The 13,697-nt window shown below is 74.2% G+C and carries 13 protein-coding genes, 1 pseudogene and 1 riboswitch; of the genes and pseudogenes, 7 read left to right on the forward strand and 7 right to left on the reverse strand.

The window, feature by feature from the left end:
* Positions 1 to 186: riboswitch (cobalamin riboswitch) on the reverse strand.
* The 3 genes from nagA to Q7L73_RS09375 all read right to left on the reverse strand — a co-directional run bounded on the left by nagA (position 184) and on the right by Q7L73_RS09375 (position 3,528).
* The gene (nagA, locus tag Q7L73_RS09365) at positions 184 to 1,383 is read right to left on the reverse strand and encodes an N-acetylglucosamine-6-phosphate deacetylase (RefSeq protein ID WP_304689139.1); all 1,200 of its coding nucleotides are present in this window, start codon (positions 1,381 to 1,383) and stop codon (positions 184 to 186) included. (Overlaps the previous riboswitch by 3 nt.)
* Positions 1,380 to 2,399, reverse strand: a complete 1,020-nt coding sequence (locus Q7L73_RS09370; protein ID WP_304689142.1) for an SIS domain-containing protein — start codon at positions 2,397 to 2,399, stop codon at positions 1,380 to 1,382. The genes nagA and Q7L73_RS09370 overlap by 4 nt, the downstream gene beginning before the upstream one ends.
* A gap of 4 nt (positions 2,400 to 2,403) precedes the next feature.
* Entirely contained in the window at positions 2,404 to 3,528 is a 1,125-nt protein-coding gene (locus Q7L73_RS09375; protein WP_304689144.1) for a substrate-binding domain-containing protein, read from the reverse strand.
* Positions 3,529 to 3,699: 171 nt separating this feature from the next.
* Between Q7L73_RS09375 and Q7L73_RS09380 the strand changes: the two genes are divergently transcribed.
* Complete coding sequence (locus Q7L73_RS09380) at positions 3,700 to 4,458, forward strand: GntR family transcriptional regulator (protein ID WP_304689147.1); 759 nt, start codon at positions 3,700 to 3,702, stop codon at positions 4,456 to 4,458.
* Positions 4,459 to 4,485: 27 nt separating this feature from the next.
* Complete coding sequence (locus Q7L73_RS09385) at positions 4,486 to 5,838, forward strand: NAD(P)/FAD-dependent oxidoreductase (RefSeq protein ID WP_304689149.1); 1,353 nt, start codon at positions 4,486 to 4,488, stop codon at positions 5,836 to 5,838.
* 13 nt (positions 5,839 to 5,851) lie between these two features.
* Here the strand turns inward: Q7L73_RS09385 and Q7L73_RS09390 are convergent, their stop codons facing one another.
* Together Q7L73_RS09390 and Q7L73_RS09395 are read right to left on the reverse strand one after the other, a co-directional pair.
* Positions 5,852 to 7,177, reverse strand: a complete 1,326-nt coding sequence (locus tag Q7L73_RS09390) for an MFS transporter (protein ID WP_304689151.1) — start codon at positions 7,175 to 7,177, stop codon at positions 5,852 to 5,854.
* Positions 7,178 to 7,209: 32 nt separating this feature from the next.
* On the reverse strand, positions 7,210 to 8,592 hold the full coding sequence (locus Q7L73_RS09395; protein ID WP_304689153.1) for an LLM class flavin-dependent oxidoreductase: 1,383 nt from the start codon (positions 8,590 to 8,592) through the stop codon (positions 7,210 to 7,212).
* Positions 8,593 to 8,670: 78 nt separating this feature from the next.
* Here Q7L73_RS09395 and Q7L73_RS09400 point away from each other — a divergent pair, with 78 nt between their 5' ends.
* Genes Q7L73_RS09400 through Q7L73_RS09415 form a run of 4 tightly spaced genes read left to right on the forward strand, consistent with a single transcriptional unit; the run spans position 8,671 to position 11,712 of the window.
* Positions 8,671 to 9,759, forward strand: a complete 1,089-nt coding sequence (locus Q7L73_RS09400) for an ABC transporter substrate-binding protein (RefSeq protein ID WP_304689156.1) — start codon at positions 8,671 to 8,673, stop codon at positions 9,757 to 9,759.
* Positions 9,756 to 10,694, forward strand: coding sequence for an ABC transporter substrate-binding protein (locus Q7L73_RS09405; protein WP_304689157.1), 939 nt, complete (start codon positions 9,756 to 9,758; stop codon positions 10,692 to 10,694). The genes Q7L73_RS09400 and Q7L73_RS09405 overlap by 4 nt, the downstream gene beginning before the upstream one ends.
* On the forward strand, positions 10,691 to 11,110 hold the full coding sequence (locus tag Q7L73_RS09410) for a PPOX class F420-dependent oxidoreductase (protein WP_304689159.1): 420 nt from the start codon (positions 10,691 to 10,693) through the stop codon (positions 11,108 to 11,110). Before Q7L73_RS09405 ends, Q7L73_RS09410 begins: the two co-directional genes overlap by 4 nt.
* Positions 11,107 to 11,712 carry a hypothetical protein gene (locus Q7L73_RS09415; protein ID WP_304689161.1) on the forward strand — a complete coding sequence of 202 codons (606 nt, stop codon included), beginning with the start codon at positions 11,107 to 11,109 and terminating at the stop codon, positions 11,710 to 11,712. Before Q7L73_RS09410 ends, Q7L73_RS09415 begins: the two co-directional genes overlap by 4 nt.
* 36 nt (positions 11,713 to 11,748) lie before the next feature.
* On the opposite strand, the gene Q7L73_RS09420 is transcribed toward Q7L73_RS09415, so the two are convergent.
* Together Q7L73_RS09420 and Q7L73_RS09425 are read right to left on the reverse strand one after the other, a co-directional pair.
* Positions 11,749 to 12,525 carry an ABC transporter ATP-binding protein gene (locus Q7L73_RS09420; RefSeq protein WP_304689163.1) on the reverse strand — a complete coding sequence of 259 codons (777 nt, stop codon included), beginning with the start codon at positions 12,523 to 12,525 and terminating at the stop codon, positions 11,749 to 11,751.
* Positions 12,522 to 13,274, reverse strand: a complete 753-nt coding sequence (locus Q7L73_RS09425; RefSeq protein WP_304689165.1) for an ABC transporter permease — start codon at positions 13,272 to 13,274, stop codon at positions 12,522 to 12,524. The genes Q7L73_RS09420 and Q7L73_RS09425 overlap by 4 nt, the downstream gene beginning before the upstream one ends.
* 225 nt (positions 13,275 to 13,499) lie before the next feature.
* On the opposite strand from Q7L73_RS09425, the pseudogene Q7L73_RS09430 reads away from it, so the two are divergent.
* Positions 13,500 to 13,697 (forward strand): annotated as a pseudogene (locus Q7L73_RS09430) (2-oxo acid dehydrogenase subunit E2); the annotation flags it as partial.

The following is a 13,697-nucleotide window of genomic DNA, read 5'->3' on the forward strand; positions in this document are numbered from 1 at the left end:
TTGTGGACGATCCGGGCCAGCAGGTCTTCGGGCTCGGGATCGTCCGGCCGAGGCGCCTTCCCAGACCGTCTCCGGCCCAGTGGCAGATGCCTCGCCCGTCCCCCATACCGCTGCGCGTCAGCCCCGGCCTCTCACCGGGTTCCCTGACCCACGCTGGTGGGTGCGACTGGCTCGCGCGGAACCCTACACCCAGCTTCCTCGCACCAGCACTCGGTGCAAGGAGAGGTCGTCGTCGAGCACGACCAGGTCGGCGTCGCGGCCGGGGGCGATCGAACCCTTGACGGCGTCGATCCCAAGCAGCTCGGCCGGCGTCGTGGCGGCCATGCGGGCGGCGTCGGCGACGGTCGCCTCGCCGAAGCGGACGGCGTTGCGGACGGCGGCGTCCATCGTCAGCGTCGCGCCGGCGATCGTCTGCGCCCCGGGCAACGTGGCGCGGCCGCACTGGACGTGGACGGCGCGGTCGCCGAGCCGGTAGTCGCCGTCGGGCAGCCCGGTCGCCTCGATCGCGTCGGTCACCAGCGCGGTCCGCTGCGGCCCCTTCAGCCGCAGCAGCAGCCGCACGACCGCCGGATCGACGTGGACGCCGTCGCAGATCAGCTCGCAGGTCAGCTCGTCGCGGCCGAGCGCGACGCCGATCAGCCCCGGGTCGCGGTGGTGCAGCGGCCGCATCGCGTTGAAGGCGTGCGTGACGGCGCGCGCGCCGGCCTCGATCGCGGCCTCCGCGGCGGCGCCGTCGGCGTCGGTGTGGGCGAGCGAGACGAGCACCCCGCGCGCGGCTGCCGCGCGGATCAGCTCCAGCGCACCGGGCAGCTCCGGCGCGAGCGAGATCGAGCGCACCGGCCCGCCGGCGAGCAGGCGGTCGACGGCCTCCGGCGCCTCCGCTGGGATGAGGAAGTGCTCGGCCTCCATCGCGCCCGGCCGCAGCCGGCTGAGGAACGGGCCCTCGAGGTGGGCGCCGAGCACCTGCGCGGCGCCGGTGGCCGGGGCCGTCGCGGCGGCGCCGATCGCGACGAGCGCGTCGAGCAGCTCGCCGACCGGGGCGGCGACGGTCGTCGCCAGCAGCGCGGTCGTGCCGTGGCGGGCGTGGAAGGCGGCGGCGCGCTGGACCTCGCCGGCGTCACGCGTGTTGAACTGCGCCCCGCCGCCGCCGTGGACGTGGAGGTCGATGAAGCCCGGCAGCAGCCAGCGCCCGCCGAGGTCGACGGCGTCGAGCGCGACCCGCCCCGGGGCGCTCTCGCCGACCTCTGCGATGCGGCCGCCGCGGACCGTCACGTCGGCCCAGCGGATGCCCTCGGGCGTGACGACGCGGCCGCCGGTCAGGGTCAGGTCGCCTGCCGGGTGCGAGGTCGTCGCATCCGGCACGGTGGGGGTCGCCGCGCTCACGTCGCCGTCACCTTGCTGAGGTTCGCGGGCGCGTCGGGGTCGCGGCCGCGCAGCAGCGCCAGCTCGAAGGCGAGCTGCTGCGCGCGCACGACCGCGACGATCGGCGCCAGCCCCTCGGTCACCGCGGGCAGCGGCAGGTCGGCGCCGGCGGCGGTCGCGAGCGTCAGCACGCGCGCGCCGCGCTCGCGCAGCAGGCCGGTCAGCTCGGCCACGTCGGCGGCGGCCGGGCCGTCGCCGGCGCTCAGCGCGAGCACCGGGAAGCCGGCCTCGACGATCGTGATCGGGCCGTGGCGCAGATCGGCCGACGAGGAGCCGTCGGCGGCGATCGCGGCGGTCTCCTGCAGCTTCAGCGCGCTCTCCAGCGCGGCGCCGTAGAGCAGCCCGCGCGCGGTCACGACCATCCGCGTGTCGTCGGCCAGCAGCGCCGCCGCGGCGCGCGCCGGCTCCGGGTCCTCCAGCACCGCGGCGACCGCCGCCGGCAGCGCGTGCAGCTCCTCGTCGGAGAACGGCACCGGCCCGAGTGCGCGTGCGATGAGGCCAAACGCCAGCAACTGGGCGGTGACGGTCTTCGTCGCCGGCACCGCCAGCTCGGCGCCGGCCGCCAGCGCGACCACGCCGTCGGCGCCGGAGGCCAGCGCGCTGGCGCCGTCGTTGGTGATCGCGAGCGTGCGCGCGCCGGCCGCGCCCAGGCGCGCGAGTGTCGCGACGATCTCCGGCGTCGCGCCCGACTGGCTGACCGCCACCGCCAGCTGCCCCGTGTAGTCGACCTGCGCGTCGTAGAGCAGGTGCAGCGACGGGGCCGCCAGCGAGACCGGCCGGCCGCTGGCCAGCTCCAGCAGGTAGCGGCCGTAGACGGAGGCGTGGTCGGAGGAGCCGCGCGCGACGATCGTGCTGCCGTGCAGCGGCTGCGGCGCAAGCTCCCGCACCGCTGCCGCGATCGCGTCGGCGCGCGCGATCAGCCGCGCGAGCACGGCCGGCTGCTCCGCCATCTCGGCGGCCATGCGCGCGCCGGGCATCGCGCTATCTGATCCCGGCCGCGTCGCACGCGGCTCTGTAGGCGTCGGTGCAGATCTGGGCGGCGGTCGCGAAGCCGTCTCTGACGATCACGCTCTGGATGTTGTCTCTCGTGATCGCGATCGTGTCGAGCAGCACCGAGGGGACTCTTCTGGAGCTGTTGTTGTCGACCTCGGTCGTCGTGACGGAGGTCGGGACGCCCTCGCCTCTGGCCAGCGGCACCGCCAGCTCGGCGGCGGTCGAGGCGATCTGGTTGATCGGCTGGTAGACCGTCATCAGCTGCTCGCCGGTGAGGATCCGCTGCAGGCCGGCGACCTCGGCGTCCTGGCCGGTGACCGGCTTCGTTCTCGGGTCGATGCCGTTCGCTCTCATCGCCGCGATCGCGCCGCCGGCCATGCCGTCGTTGGCCGAGTAGACGCCCGCGAAGCCGTCCTTGCCGGCCGCGGTGATCGCCTGCTCCATCTCCGTCTGCGCCTTGTCGGGGCTCCAGTCGGGCGTGTCGTACTCCTTCACCACGTCGACGCCGGCTCTGTCGAGCACGTCGTGCGCGCCCTGCTTGTACGGCGCCGAGTTGGAGTCGGTCGGCGAGCCGTTGATCATCACGATTCTCGCTCTGCTGCCGCCGTTCGGAAGCGCTCTCAGCAGCGCCTCGCCCTGCTGCTGGCCGACTCTGAACGGGTCGATCGAGACGTAGGCGTCGATGTCGGCGCCGTCGATCAGGCGCGCGTAGGAGACGACCGGCACGCCCTGCGTTCTGGCGTTGTTGGCGATCGCGGCAGCCGCTCTGACGTCGACCGCGTCGATCACGAGCACCTTCGCGCCGTTGGTGATCGCCTGCTCGGCCTGCTGCTGCTGTTGGGCGGCGTCCTGCTCGGCGTTGGCGTAGATCACCTCGCAGCCGGGACAGAGCTCTCTGACCTTTCTGACGAAGCTGGGGCGGTCCTGGTTCTCGTAGCGGGCGGTCTTCGACTCCGGCAGCAGCAGCGCGATCTTGGGCGCGTCGCCACCTCCACCGCTCGCGCTGGTGCCGGTGCCGCCGCCACCGTTGTCGTCGCTGCTGCCGCAGGCGGCGGCGCCGAGCGCGAGCGCGCCGGCCAGCACCACGGCGGTACCCGTGCGAATGAACGACATACCTGGCTTCTCCCCGTCTGGATGGACAGACAGTCGGCCGCTCCTCGGGCAACCGACGGAGCGGACCGTAACGCTCTGGTCTATACCAGTCAAGCACCTGCTGTCCGGACTGTCCGCATGGAGCCCGGATCCGCTGGCGATCTGGCCTGTTGGCTGGTATACACCACGGTCATGGAGGGAAGCCGCCGCCGTGCCGACGTCGCCGCGCTCGCCCCGCTCAGCGGCTCGCAGCCGAAGGGCGAGCAGCTGCGCAGGGCGCTGGAGCAGCTGATGGCCGGCCTCGGCCCCGGCGCGCTGCTGCCGTCGGAGCGGATCCTCGCGGAGCGCTTCGCGGTCGCGCGGATGACCGTCCGGCGCGAGCTGGACCGCCTCTGCGCCGACGGCCTCGCCTACCGCGTCGAGCGCCAGGGCACCTTCGTCGCCGCGCCGCGGATCGTCCAGACCGACTCGCTCTCCTCCTTCTCCGAGGACATCGTCGCGCGCGGCATGACGCCCGGCGGCTACGTGATCGCGCAGGAGCTGATCGCCGCCGACGAGGCGGTCGCCGCGGCGCTGGAACGTCCGCCGGGCCAGCCGGTCGTGCTGATCCACCGCGTCCGCACCGCCGACGACGTGCCGCTCGCGGTCGAGTGGGTCTATCTGCCGGCCGACGACTTCCCGCGGCTGGAGAAGGCGCCGCTGCACGACCGCTCGCTCTACGGCCTGCTGCGGGAGCGCTACGGCGTCACGTTCGGCGAGGCGCGCCAGCGCGCCAGCGCCGTCGCGCTGACGGCCGAGGAGGCGGCGCTGCTGGAGACCGAGCCGGGCGCTCCGGCCTTCCTCTTCCGCCGCGTCACCCGCCGCCACACGGGCCGCGTGATCGAATGGGCGCGCTCCCTCTACCGCGGCGACATGTACGAGATCGACATGCATCAGAAGCCTCGCGGCTGAGCCCACGCGCGCGGGTAGCGTGTGGGCATGGACGCGTTCGACTGCATCGTGATCGGGACCGGGCCGGGCGGCCGCGCGGTCGCCCCGGCGCTCGCGCAGGCCGGCCGCCGGGTCGCCGTCGTGGAGGCGGAGCTGGTCGGCGGCGAGTGCCCGTTCTGGGCGTGCATCCCGTCGAAGACGCTGCTGCGCGCGGCGCAGTTGCGCAGCGAGTCTCGCCACGTCGCCGGGCTGGAGGAGCCGCGACCGGCGTGGCCGGCGGTGCGCGCCTACCGCGACTACATGAACTCCGGCCTCGACGACACGGCGAAGGCGGCCTGGATCGAGTCGACCGGCGTGACGCTCGTGCGCGGCGCGGCGAGCGTGCCGGAGCGCGGCGTCGTGCGCGTCGGCGAGCGCGAGCTGCGCGCGCCCGAGATCGTGCTCGCCTCCGGCTCGCGCGCCGCCGTCCCGCCGCTGCCCGGCCTGCGGCGCGAGCTGGTCTGGACCAACCGCGAGGTGACCGCGATGCGCGAGGTGCCGCGCTCGGCGGTCGTGCTCGGCTCCGGCCCGGTCGGGCTGGAGAGCGCGCAGTGGCTGGCCGAGCTGGGCTGCGCGGTGACGCTGCTGGAGCGCGGCGGCCGGCTGCTCGCGCGCGAGGACGAGCAGCTCTCGGCGCACGCGCTGCGGATGCTGCGCGAGCACGGCGTCGACGTCCGCACGCACGCGCGCGTGAGCCACGTCGTCCACGACGACGGCGACCCAGCCGACGGCGTCGCGGGCGTGGCGGTCCACCTTGAAGATGGCGGCCTCCACCACGTCGAGCGGCTCGTCGTCGCGACCGGCCGGATCCCCAACAGCGACGGCCTCACCCCGCCCGGCGTCGCGACCGACGACCACAGCGCCGTGCTCGTCGACGACCGCTGCCGTGCCGCCGACGGCGTCTGGGCCGTCGGCGACGTGACCGGGATAGCGCCCTACACCCACGTCGCCGGCTACCAGGGCCGCGTCGTCGCCGACAACCTGCTCGGCGGCGCCGCCCGCGCCGACTACCGCGGCGTGCCGCGCGTCGTCTTCGGCGAGCCCGAGCTGGCCGCCGTCGGCCTCACCGGCGAGCAGGCGGCGCAGGCCGGCCTGCGCACCCGCTCCGTCCAGCTGCCGCTGTCGGCCGTCGACCGCACCGAGACGTACGGCCGCGACCTCTTCGGCGGCGTCGGCCTGCTGCTCGACGCCGACCGCGAGGTCGTCGTCGGCGCCTGGGCCGCCGGCCCCGAGGCCGGCGAGTGGATCCACGTCGCCGCGCTCGCGGTCAAGGCGCAGGTCCCGCTCGCCGTCCTGCAGGACTTCGTCCCCCAGTTCCCGACGTTCAGCGAGCTGTGGGGCGAGGCCGCGCGGCGGCTGTGAGCCGCCGGCCCGCTCAGGCGGCCGGGACGGGCGCGGGAGCGGCGGCGGCCGCCAGCTCGGCCATCTCAGCCTCGGCGACCTCGGCGTCGTAGGCGGCGAGCGCGGGGAAGGCGAGCGCGATCGCGGCCGCCGCGGCGACGCAGGCGAGGCCGCCGGAGACGACCGAGAAGCGGGCCGAGGTGAGCGAGGCGACGGCGCCGCCCTCGACGTCGCCGACGCGCGGCCCGCTCTGCACGACGAGCGAGAAGACCGACGACATCCGGCCGCGCATGCGGTCGGGCGTCACCGTCTGGTTGATCGTCGAGCGGCAGACGGCGCTGACCGAGTCGGCCGCGCCGGCGAGCGCGAGCATCAGCATCGCGAAGCCGAGCGAGGGGACGAGGCCGGCGGCGGCGATCGCGACGCCCCAGGCGATCACCGCGACGATCACGATCCGGCCCAGCCGCCGCACCTTCGGCAGCCAGCCGGTCGTCAGCGCCGCGACGACCGCGCCGGCCGAGACGGCCGCGTTGAGCAGGCCGGTGCCGGTCGCGCCGGCGTGGTAGACGGTCAGCGACAGGACCGGGAAGAGCGTCCGCGGCATCCCGAACGCCATCGCCGACAGGTCGATCGCGAACGAGCCGACGAGCGCCTTGCGCGAGCGCACGAAGCGCAGCCCCTCCGTGATCGACTGCCATATCCCCAGCTCCGCGCCCTCGGCGTCGGCGCCGCGCGGCGGCTGCGGCGAGAGGCCGATCACGGTCACGACCATGCCGAGGCAGGTGAGCGCGTCGACCGCGTAGGCGGTGCCGAGGCCGCCGGCCGCGATCAGCAGGCCGCCGAGCGCCGGCCCGACGACCATCGTCGCCTGCGTCAGCCCGAACGTCAGCGCCAGCGCCGCGCGCAGCTCCGAGGTCGGCACGACGTTCGGCACGACCGACGCGCGGACCGTGTTCTGCACCCCGTTGGCGCCGGCCAGCAGCGCGCCGAGCAGGTACAGCAGCGCCAGCGGCGGCTCGCCGAGGTAGGCGCCGAGCGCCAGCCCGCCGCTCAGCAGCACGAGCGCGATCTGCACGAGCAGCAGCAGGCGGCGGCGGTCGACGCGGTCGGCGAGCGCACCGCCGTAGAGCGACAGCGTCACCAGCGGGATCAGCTCGAAGAGGCCGAGCAGGCCGGTCAGCGCCGGGGATCTGGTCTGCACGTAGAGCTGGTACGGCAGCGCGACGAGCGTCGCCTGCGAGCCGAGGCTGGTGATCGTGCTGCCGGCGACCAGATGGCGCAGGTCGCGCGAGTGGTGCAGGGGCGTCAGGTCGATCGCGAGCTGCGACCGCATATCGGTCCAGCGGATACGTCGGGGCACCTTTCGAGCGTAGCCGCGTCTCCACGCCGCCGTCAGGCGTGCGTACCGGCGCGGCGCCACGCCGCCGCCGGGTGGTCGTCGCGGACGCGCTCCTGGCCGGCGCCCTGCAGCCGCTCGCGCAGCGTCTCGCCGTCGTACTCGCGCCAGACGCGGCCGCGCCGCTGCAGCTCCGGCACGACCAGCTCGACGAAGTCGCGGAAGGTGACCGGCGGCACCGGGTCGGCGATGTTGAAGCCGTCGACGCCGGCCTGCTCGATCCAGCGTTCGAGCCCGTCGGCGACCGTTGCGGGCGAGCCGACGAACAGCGGCCCGCCGCCGCCGACGCCGACGAACCGCGCGATCTCGCGCGGCGTCCAGGTGCGGCTGGCGTCGATGCGGGTGAAGAGGTCGACCATGCCGCGGATGCCGTCGGTCTCGACGTGCTCCAGCGGGGCGTCGAGGTCGAGCTGGGAGAGGTCGAGCTGCATCAGCGCGCTCCAGCGCGCGAGCGCGCCCTCGACGCTCGCGTACTGCTCGTAGTCGGCCAGCTTCGCGCGCGCCTCGGCGTCGGTCGGCGCGACGATCACGGTCGCGATCGAGAGGAACTTCAGCGTGCTCGGGTCGCGCCCGGCGGCGACTGCCTGAGCGCGCACGCCGTCGGCCAGCGCGCGGGCGCCGGCCGGCTCGTAGGTCGACAGGAAGACGCCCTCGGCGTGCTTGCCGGCGAACGCCTGGCCGGCGCGTGAGGTGCCGGCCTGGTAGAGCGTCGGCGTGCGCTGGCGCGACGGCTCCGACAGCGCGATCCCCGGCACGCGGTAGTGCTCGCCGGCGTGCGCGATCGGATGGACCCTGGCTGGGTCGGCGAAGACGCCGGCGGCGGCGTCGCGCACGACCGCGTCGTCCTCCCAGCTGCCCTCCCACAGTCTGTAGACGACCTCCATGAACTCCTCCGCCAGCAGGTAGCGCTGGTCGTGCGGGAGCTGCTGGTCGAGGCCGAGGTTGCGCGCCGCCGAGTCGAGCGCGGAGGTGACGATGTTCCAGCCGATGCGGCCGTCGGTGAGGTGATCGAGCGTCGTCAGCTTGCGCGCGAACTGGTACGGCCGCTCGTAGGTCGAGCTGACGGTGACGGCGAAGCCGAGCCGCTCGGTCGCGGCCGCCATCGCGCTGATGCTCAGCAGCGGGTCGTCAGTCGGCGTCTGGATGCCGTCGCGCAGGGCGGCGTCGACGGAGCCCTGCCAGGTGTCGAGCGGGCCGAGCGCGTCGGCGACGAAGAGCGCGTCGAAGCGGCCTCGTTCGAGCAGCTGCGCCGTCTCGACCCAGTAGCTCAGCTCGCGGTAGCGGTGGGCCTGGCTGTCGGGGTGGCGCCACAGCCCGGCGGCCGTGTGACCGACCGTCGACTGGCGCAGGCCGTGCAGCAGGATCCGCTCGCGAGTCATCTCCGGAGTGCCCTTCTTCGTGTAATCTCGACAAAGTTCATCGACTTTAGAAAGATTCTGCCAGAGGTCACCGTGAAGATGCATTCCAGGCTCCCCCGTCTGCTGGCGCTGCTCGTCGCGCTGCTGCTCGCTCCGCTGCTGCTGACTGCCTGCGGCTCCTCAGATGACGACGGCTCCGGCACCACCGCCGCAGCCGGCTCCACGACCGCCGCCGACGCGCCCCCGCAGGAGGCCGAGGTGACGGTCGCGCTCGACTGGACGCCGAACACCAACCACACCGGCGTCTACGTCGCCGAGGCGCAGGGCTTCTACGCCAGACAGGGGATCAAGCTGAAGCTGATCCCCTACGCCTCGACCGCGCCCGAGCAGCTCGTCGGCGCCGGCAAGGCCGACGTCGGCTTCGGCTACCAGGCCGGCATCGCCTACGCGCGCGCCGCCGGCAGCGACGTCGTCGGCATCTTCGCGCCGTTCGTCAGAGGCGCCTACGCGATCACCGTCGCCGCCGACCGTGACGACATCGCCTCGCCGAGAGACCTCGATGGCAAGACCTACGCCGGCTTCGGCACGCCCGACGAGGGGCCCGAGCTGAGATACGTGATCCAGCAGGACGGCGGCAGGGGCGACTTCAAGTCGGTCGCCCTGTCGACCGCCGCCTACGACGCCGTCTACGCCAGAAGAGCCGACTTCACGATCTCGGTGCTGACGTGGGAGGGCGTGCAGGCGAGACTGGTCGACAAGCCGTTCAAGAGCTTCGACCTCGAGCAGTACGGCTTCCCGCGCCAGTACTCGACCGAGCTGGTCGCCTCCGGCAGATGGCTCGCCGCCAACGGCGACGTCGCGAGACGGTTCCTCGCCGCCACGCAGGAGGGCTACGCCTACGCCGCCGCGCACCCGGACGAGGCCGCCAGCATCCTGCTCGCCGCCAACAGACAGGCGCTGAAGGACCCGGCGCTGGTCGAGCAGTCGCAGCAGCTGCTGACCGACGGCGGCTACTTCGCCGACGACACGACGCAGATCGGCGTGCAGGACGGCGAGGTGTGGAGAAGATACGGCGAGTTCCTCTACTCCAACGGCCTGCTCGCCGACGGCGACGGCAAGAAGCTGACGGCGGAGCCGGACTGGTCGGCCTACTTCACCAACGACTACCTGCCGGGCGGAGCGCAGTGACCCCGGCGCACGTCCGCGTCCAGCTGGAGTACTTCCATCCGTGGCCGAACGCGGCCGGCGTCCAGCTCGCCGCCGCCGAGGGCTGGTACCGCGACGCCGGGCTCGACGTCGAGGTGACGCTGTTCGACCCGCTGCGGGGCGACTCGCTCGCCTCGCTGTCGCGCCGTGAGACGGAGTTCGCGATCTTCCCGAGCAATCGCTTGCTGGTGCGGCGGGAGCAGGGCGAGCCGCTGGTCGGCGTCGCGGCGGTCAACCACCGCGCGATGGAGACGATCCAGACGACGACCCGCACAGGCATCACGCGGCCGCGCGAGCTGGAGGGGCGGACGATCGCGTTCAACCCGACGCCGCGCGGGCTGGCGATGGTGCGCCACCTGATCCGCGCCGACGGCGGCGACCCGGAGGCGGTCACGTTCGTCGACAGCGGGGCGCGCGAGCTCGGCTTCGACGAGATCGAGGCCGGCGAGGTCGACGCCTCGTTCGGCGGCTACTGGGCGTGGGACCTGCTGTTCGACGCGCTGCCGCAGGAGCGGCGGGTCTTCTGGCCGGTCGACGAGATCGGCGCGCCGCCGTACCACTCCTACCTGCTCGGCACGCACGAGCGGTTGGTCGAGCAGGAGCCGGAGCTGGTGCGCGCCTTCCTCGCCGTGACCGCGCGCGGGTACCACGCGGCCGCCGCCGACCAGGAGCGCGCGCTGGCCGTCTTCGAGCGGACGATCCCGTACTTCTCGCAGGCGGTGCTGGCGCGCTCGCTGGAGCTGGTCGCGCCGAGCTGGTTCCACGCGGGCGCGTGGGGCGCGCAGCGGCGCGAGCTGCTGGAGCCCTATGCCGCCTGGCTGGCGGAGCACGGGGTGCTGCGCTCGGCCGGCGTCTGGCGCGCGGCGACGCGCGGCGACTTCCTGCCGGAGGCGGCCGCCGGCGCCGCGGCGGCGTGAGCGCGGGCGCGCTGACCGCGCTGCCGGAGGCGGCGCGCGAGCTGATCGACCGGCCGGAGTTCGCGGTCCTCACGACGGCGAATCCGGACGGCACGCATCACATGTGCGTGATGTGGATCGCCCGCGACGGCGACGCGCTCGTGATGGCGACGAAGGCGAGACGGCGCCAGGCGGTCAACCTCCGCGCGCGCCCGCGCGCGACCGTCCTGCTCTACGACCGCGAGCGCCCGACCCGCTATGTCGAGATCCGCGGACGCGGCAGCGTCGAGGCCGACGGGCTGGCGGCGGTCGCGCTGATCGACCGGCTGGCGCGCCGCTACACCGGCGCCGACGGTCACGACACGACCGGCCGCCCCGACGACGCCGAGCGGGTCGTGCTGCGGGTGGTGCCGGAGCGGGTGCGGGTGCACGGGTGAGCGAGCCCGCGCGCCTGGCAGCGCCACGCGACGCAGCGCCCGGCGAGACGCCGATCGCCAAGCAAGCGCTCGTGCAGATCGTGCGGGCACTGGCCGCCACACCGCCGCGCGCCGGCGCGACGCGCGTGGTCGCGATCGACGGCCGCTCCGGCGCGGGCAAGTCGACGCTCGGCCGGGCGCTCGCGGGCGCGCTCGGCAGCGCGCCGCTGGTCCAGCTGGAAGACCTCTACGGCGGCTGGGACGGGCTCGAGCGCGGCGTCGACCGGCTGCGCGACGACGTGCTGCGGCCGCTCGCCGCGGGCGAGCGCGTCGCGGTGCCGCGCTACGACTGGCATGCCGCCGCCTACGGGCCGTCGTGGCCGCTGCCGGCAGCGCCGCCCGTGCTCGTCGTCGAGGGCGTCGGCGCCGGGGCGATGCGGGTCGCCGGCTACTGCTCGCTGCTCGTCTGGGTCGAGCTGGAGGCGGACGAGCGCAGACGCCGCGCCTTCGCGCGCGACGGCGCGACCTACCTGCCGCACTGGGCCGGCTGGGCCGCGCAGGAAGAGGCTCACTACGCGCGCGAGCGCACGCACGCGCGCGCGAACGTCGTGCTCGACGACTGACGAGCCCGCCGCCGCGCTGCGGCGCTGGCCGCGCGCTCAGCCGAGCAGCGCTTCCAGCAGCTGCGCCTCGATCCGCCCCGCGACCGGGTCGGCGAGCGTCTCCAGCGTGCGCGGGCGCGGCAGCGGCACCGCGACCTCGGTCACGACCGTCGCCGGCCGCTGCGACAGCACGTAGACGCGATCGGACAGGAAGACCGCCTCGCGCACGTCGTGCGTGATCAGCACGACCGTCCAGCGGTAGCGCTCCCAGACCTCTTCCAGCCAGCGCTGCATCTGCGTGCGGGTGAGCGCGTCGAGCGCGCCGAACGGCTCGTCCAGCAGCAGGATCGGGCGCTCCTGCACGACGGTCCGCAGCAGCGCGGCGCGCTGGCGCATCCCGCCTGACAGCTGCGCCGGCCAGTGCTGCTCGAAGCCGGCGAGCCCGAACGTCTCCAGCAGCGGCGCGACGCGGGCGCGCGCCGCGGCGCGCTTGACGCCCTGCACCTCGAGTCCGAGCGTGAGGTTGTCGACGATCCGCCGCCACGGCAGCAGCACGTCCTTCTGCGGCATGTAGGCGAAGGCGCCGGCGCGCGCGGCGGCGGAGGCGTCGCCGTCGATGCTGACCTCGCCGCCGTCGGCCCGCTCGCCGCCGGTCAGGATCGAGAAGGTCGTCGACTTGCCGCTGCCGCTGGGGCCGAGGATCGAGACGAACTCGCCCGCGTGCGCGTGCAGGCTGAGGTCGCGCAGGACCTCCAGCGTCCCGAACGACTTCGCCAGGCCGCGCAGCTCCAGCTTCGGCGTGGCGGTCGCCTGGGCGGGGGCGGCGGCGGTCATGCGCGCGTCCACGGGAGCGCGATCCGCTCGACCACGTAGGTGAGCGCGAACAGCGTCAGCGTCAGCAGCGCGCTGACGCCGACCGCGGCCAGCACGAGATCGGTGCGGAAGGAGTTCTTCGCCGTCTGCATGTAGATCCCGAGGCCGCTCTCGGCGCCGGCGTACTCGGCGAAGATCGCGCCGACGACGGCGTAGGTGATCGAGATCCGCAGGCCGGCGAAGAAGTACGGCAGCGACGTCGGCAGGCGGACGCTGCGGAAGACGCGCCAGCGGCTCGCGCCCATCGAGCGCAGCAGCTGCTCGGCCTCGGGCTCGGCGGCGCGGTAGCCCTCGCTGAAGCTGACCGTGATCGCGAAGAAGGTGACGAGCGCGACGAGCAGGATCTTCGGCGCGAGGCCGAAGCCGAACCAGATCACGACGAGCGGCGCGATCGCGATGATCGGCAGCGTCTGCGAGACGATCAGCAGCGGCATGAAGGCGCGCCGCACGATCGCCGAGAAGTCGATCGCGACCGACAGCAGGAAGCCGACGACGAGGCTGAAGCCGAAGCCGATCAGCGTCGCGCGCAGCGTCGGCAATGTGTTGCTCCAGAGGTCGCCGCGGTTCTCCCAGCCCTGCGAGACGACCCGCGAGGGGCTCGGCAGGACATCCTCGGCGAGGCGGCCGGAGTCGGCGTACAGCTGCCACGCGAGCACGATCAGCGCGACCAGCGCGAGCGCGGGGGCGAGGCGGAGGAGGCGAGACGTCACGCGTAAAACTCTACAGATTCGCTCAACTTTGTCGGGTTTGGCGCGTGTGGATCGCCGAGCGGACGCTTGGGAGGGTGTCGGAACGCCGTTCGTGTGCGCCAACTGACGGGTTCCGGGGCCTCCGCGGCCACTTCGCGGCGGAATCGCTAAAGCTTTCTCCTGGGATGCCGAGGATCAACGGAAGCCTCCTTCTGGCAGCTCATGGACGATCGCCTCCCGAACCTCGTGCCTCCCGTCGGACCCGCCGCTCGCCGGCGTCGTCTGCGTGCCGGCCTGCTCGGGATCGCCGCCGCCCTGACCTTCGGCGCCGCACCGGCCGCCGCACTCGCCGCCGACGCCCCGCAGCAGCCGGCCCCGGCCGCCGCCGCGGCTCCCGCCGAGCAGCCGGCCGCCGCCGCGGCTCCCGCCGAGCAGCCGGCCCCG

Origin of the sequence: Conexibacter sp. CPCC 205762, assembly GCF_030646155.1 — a bacterium.
In the GTDB taxonomy this organism is placed as follows: Bacteria; Actinomycetota; Thermoleophilia; order Solirubrobacterales; family Solirubrobacteraceae; genus Conexibacter.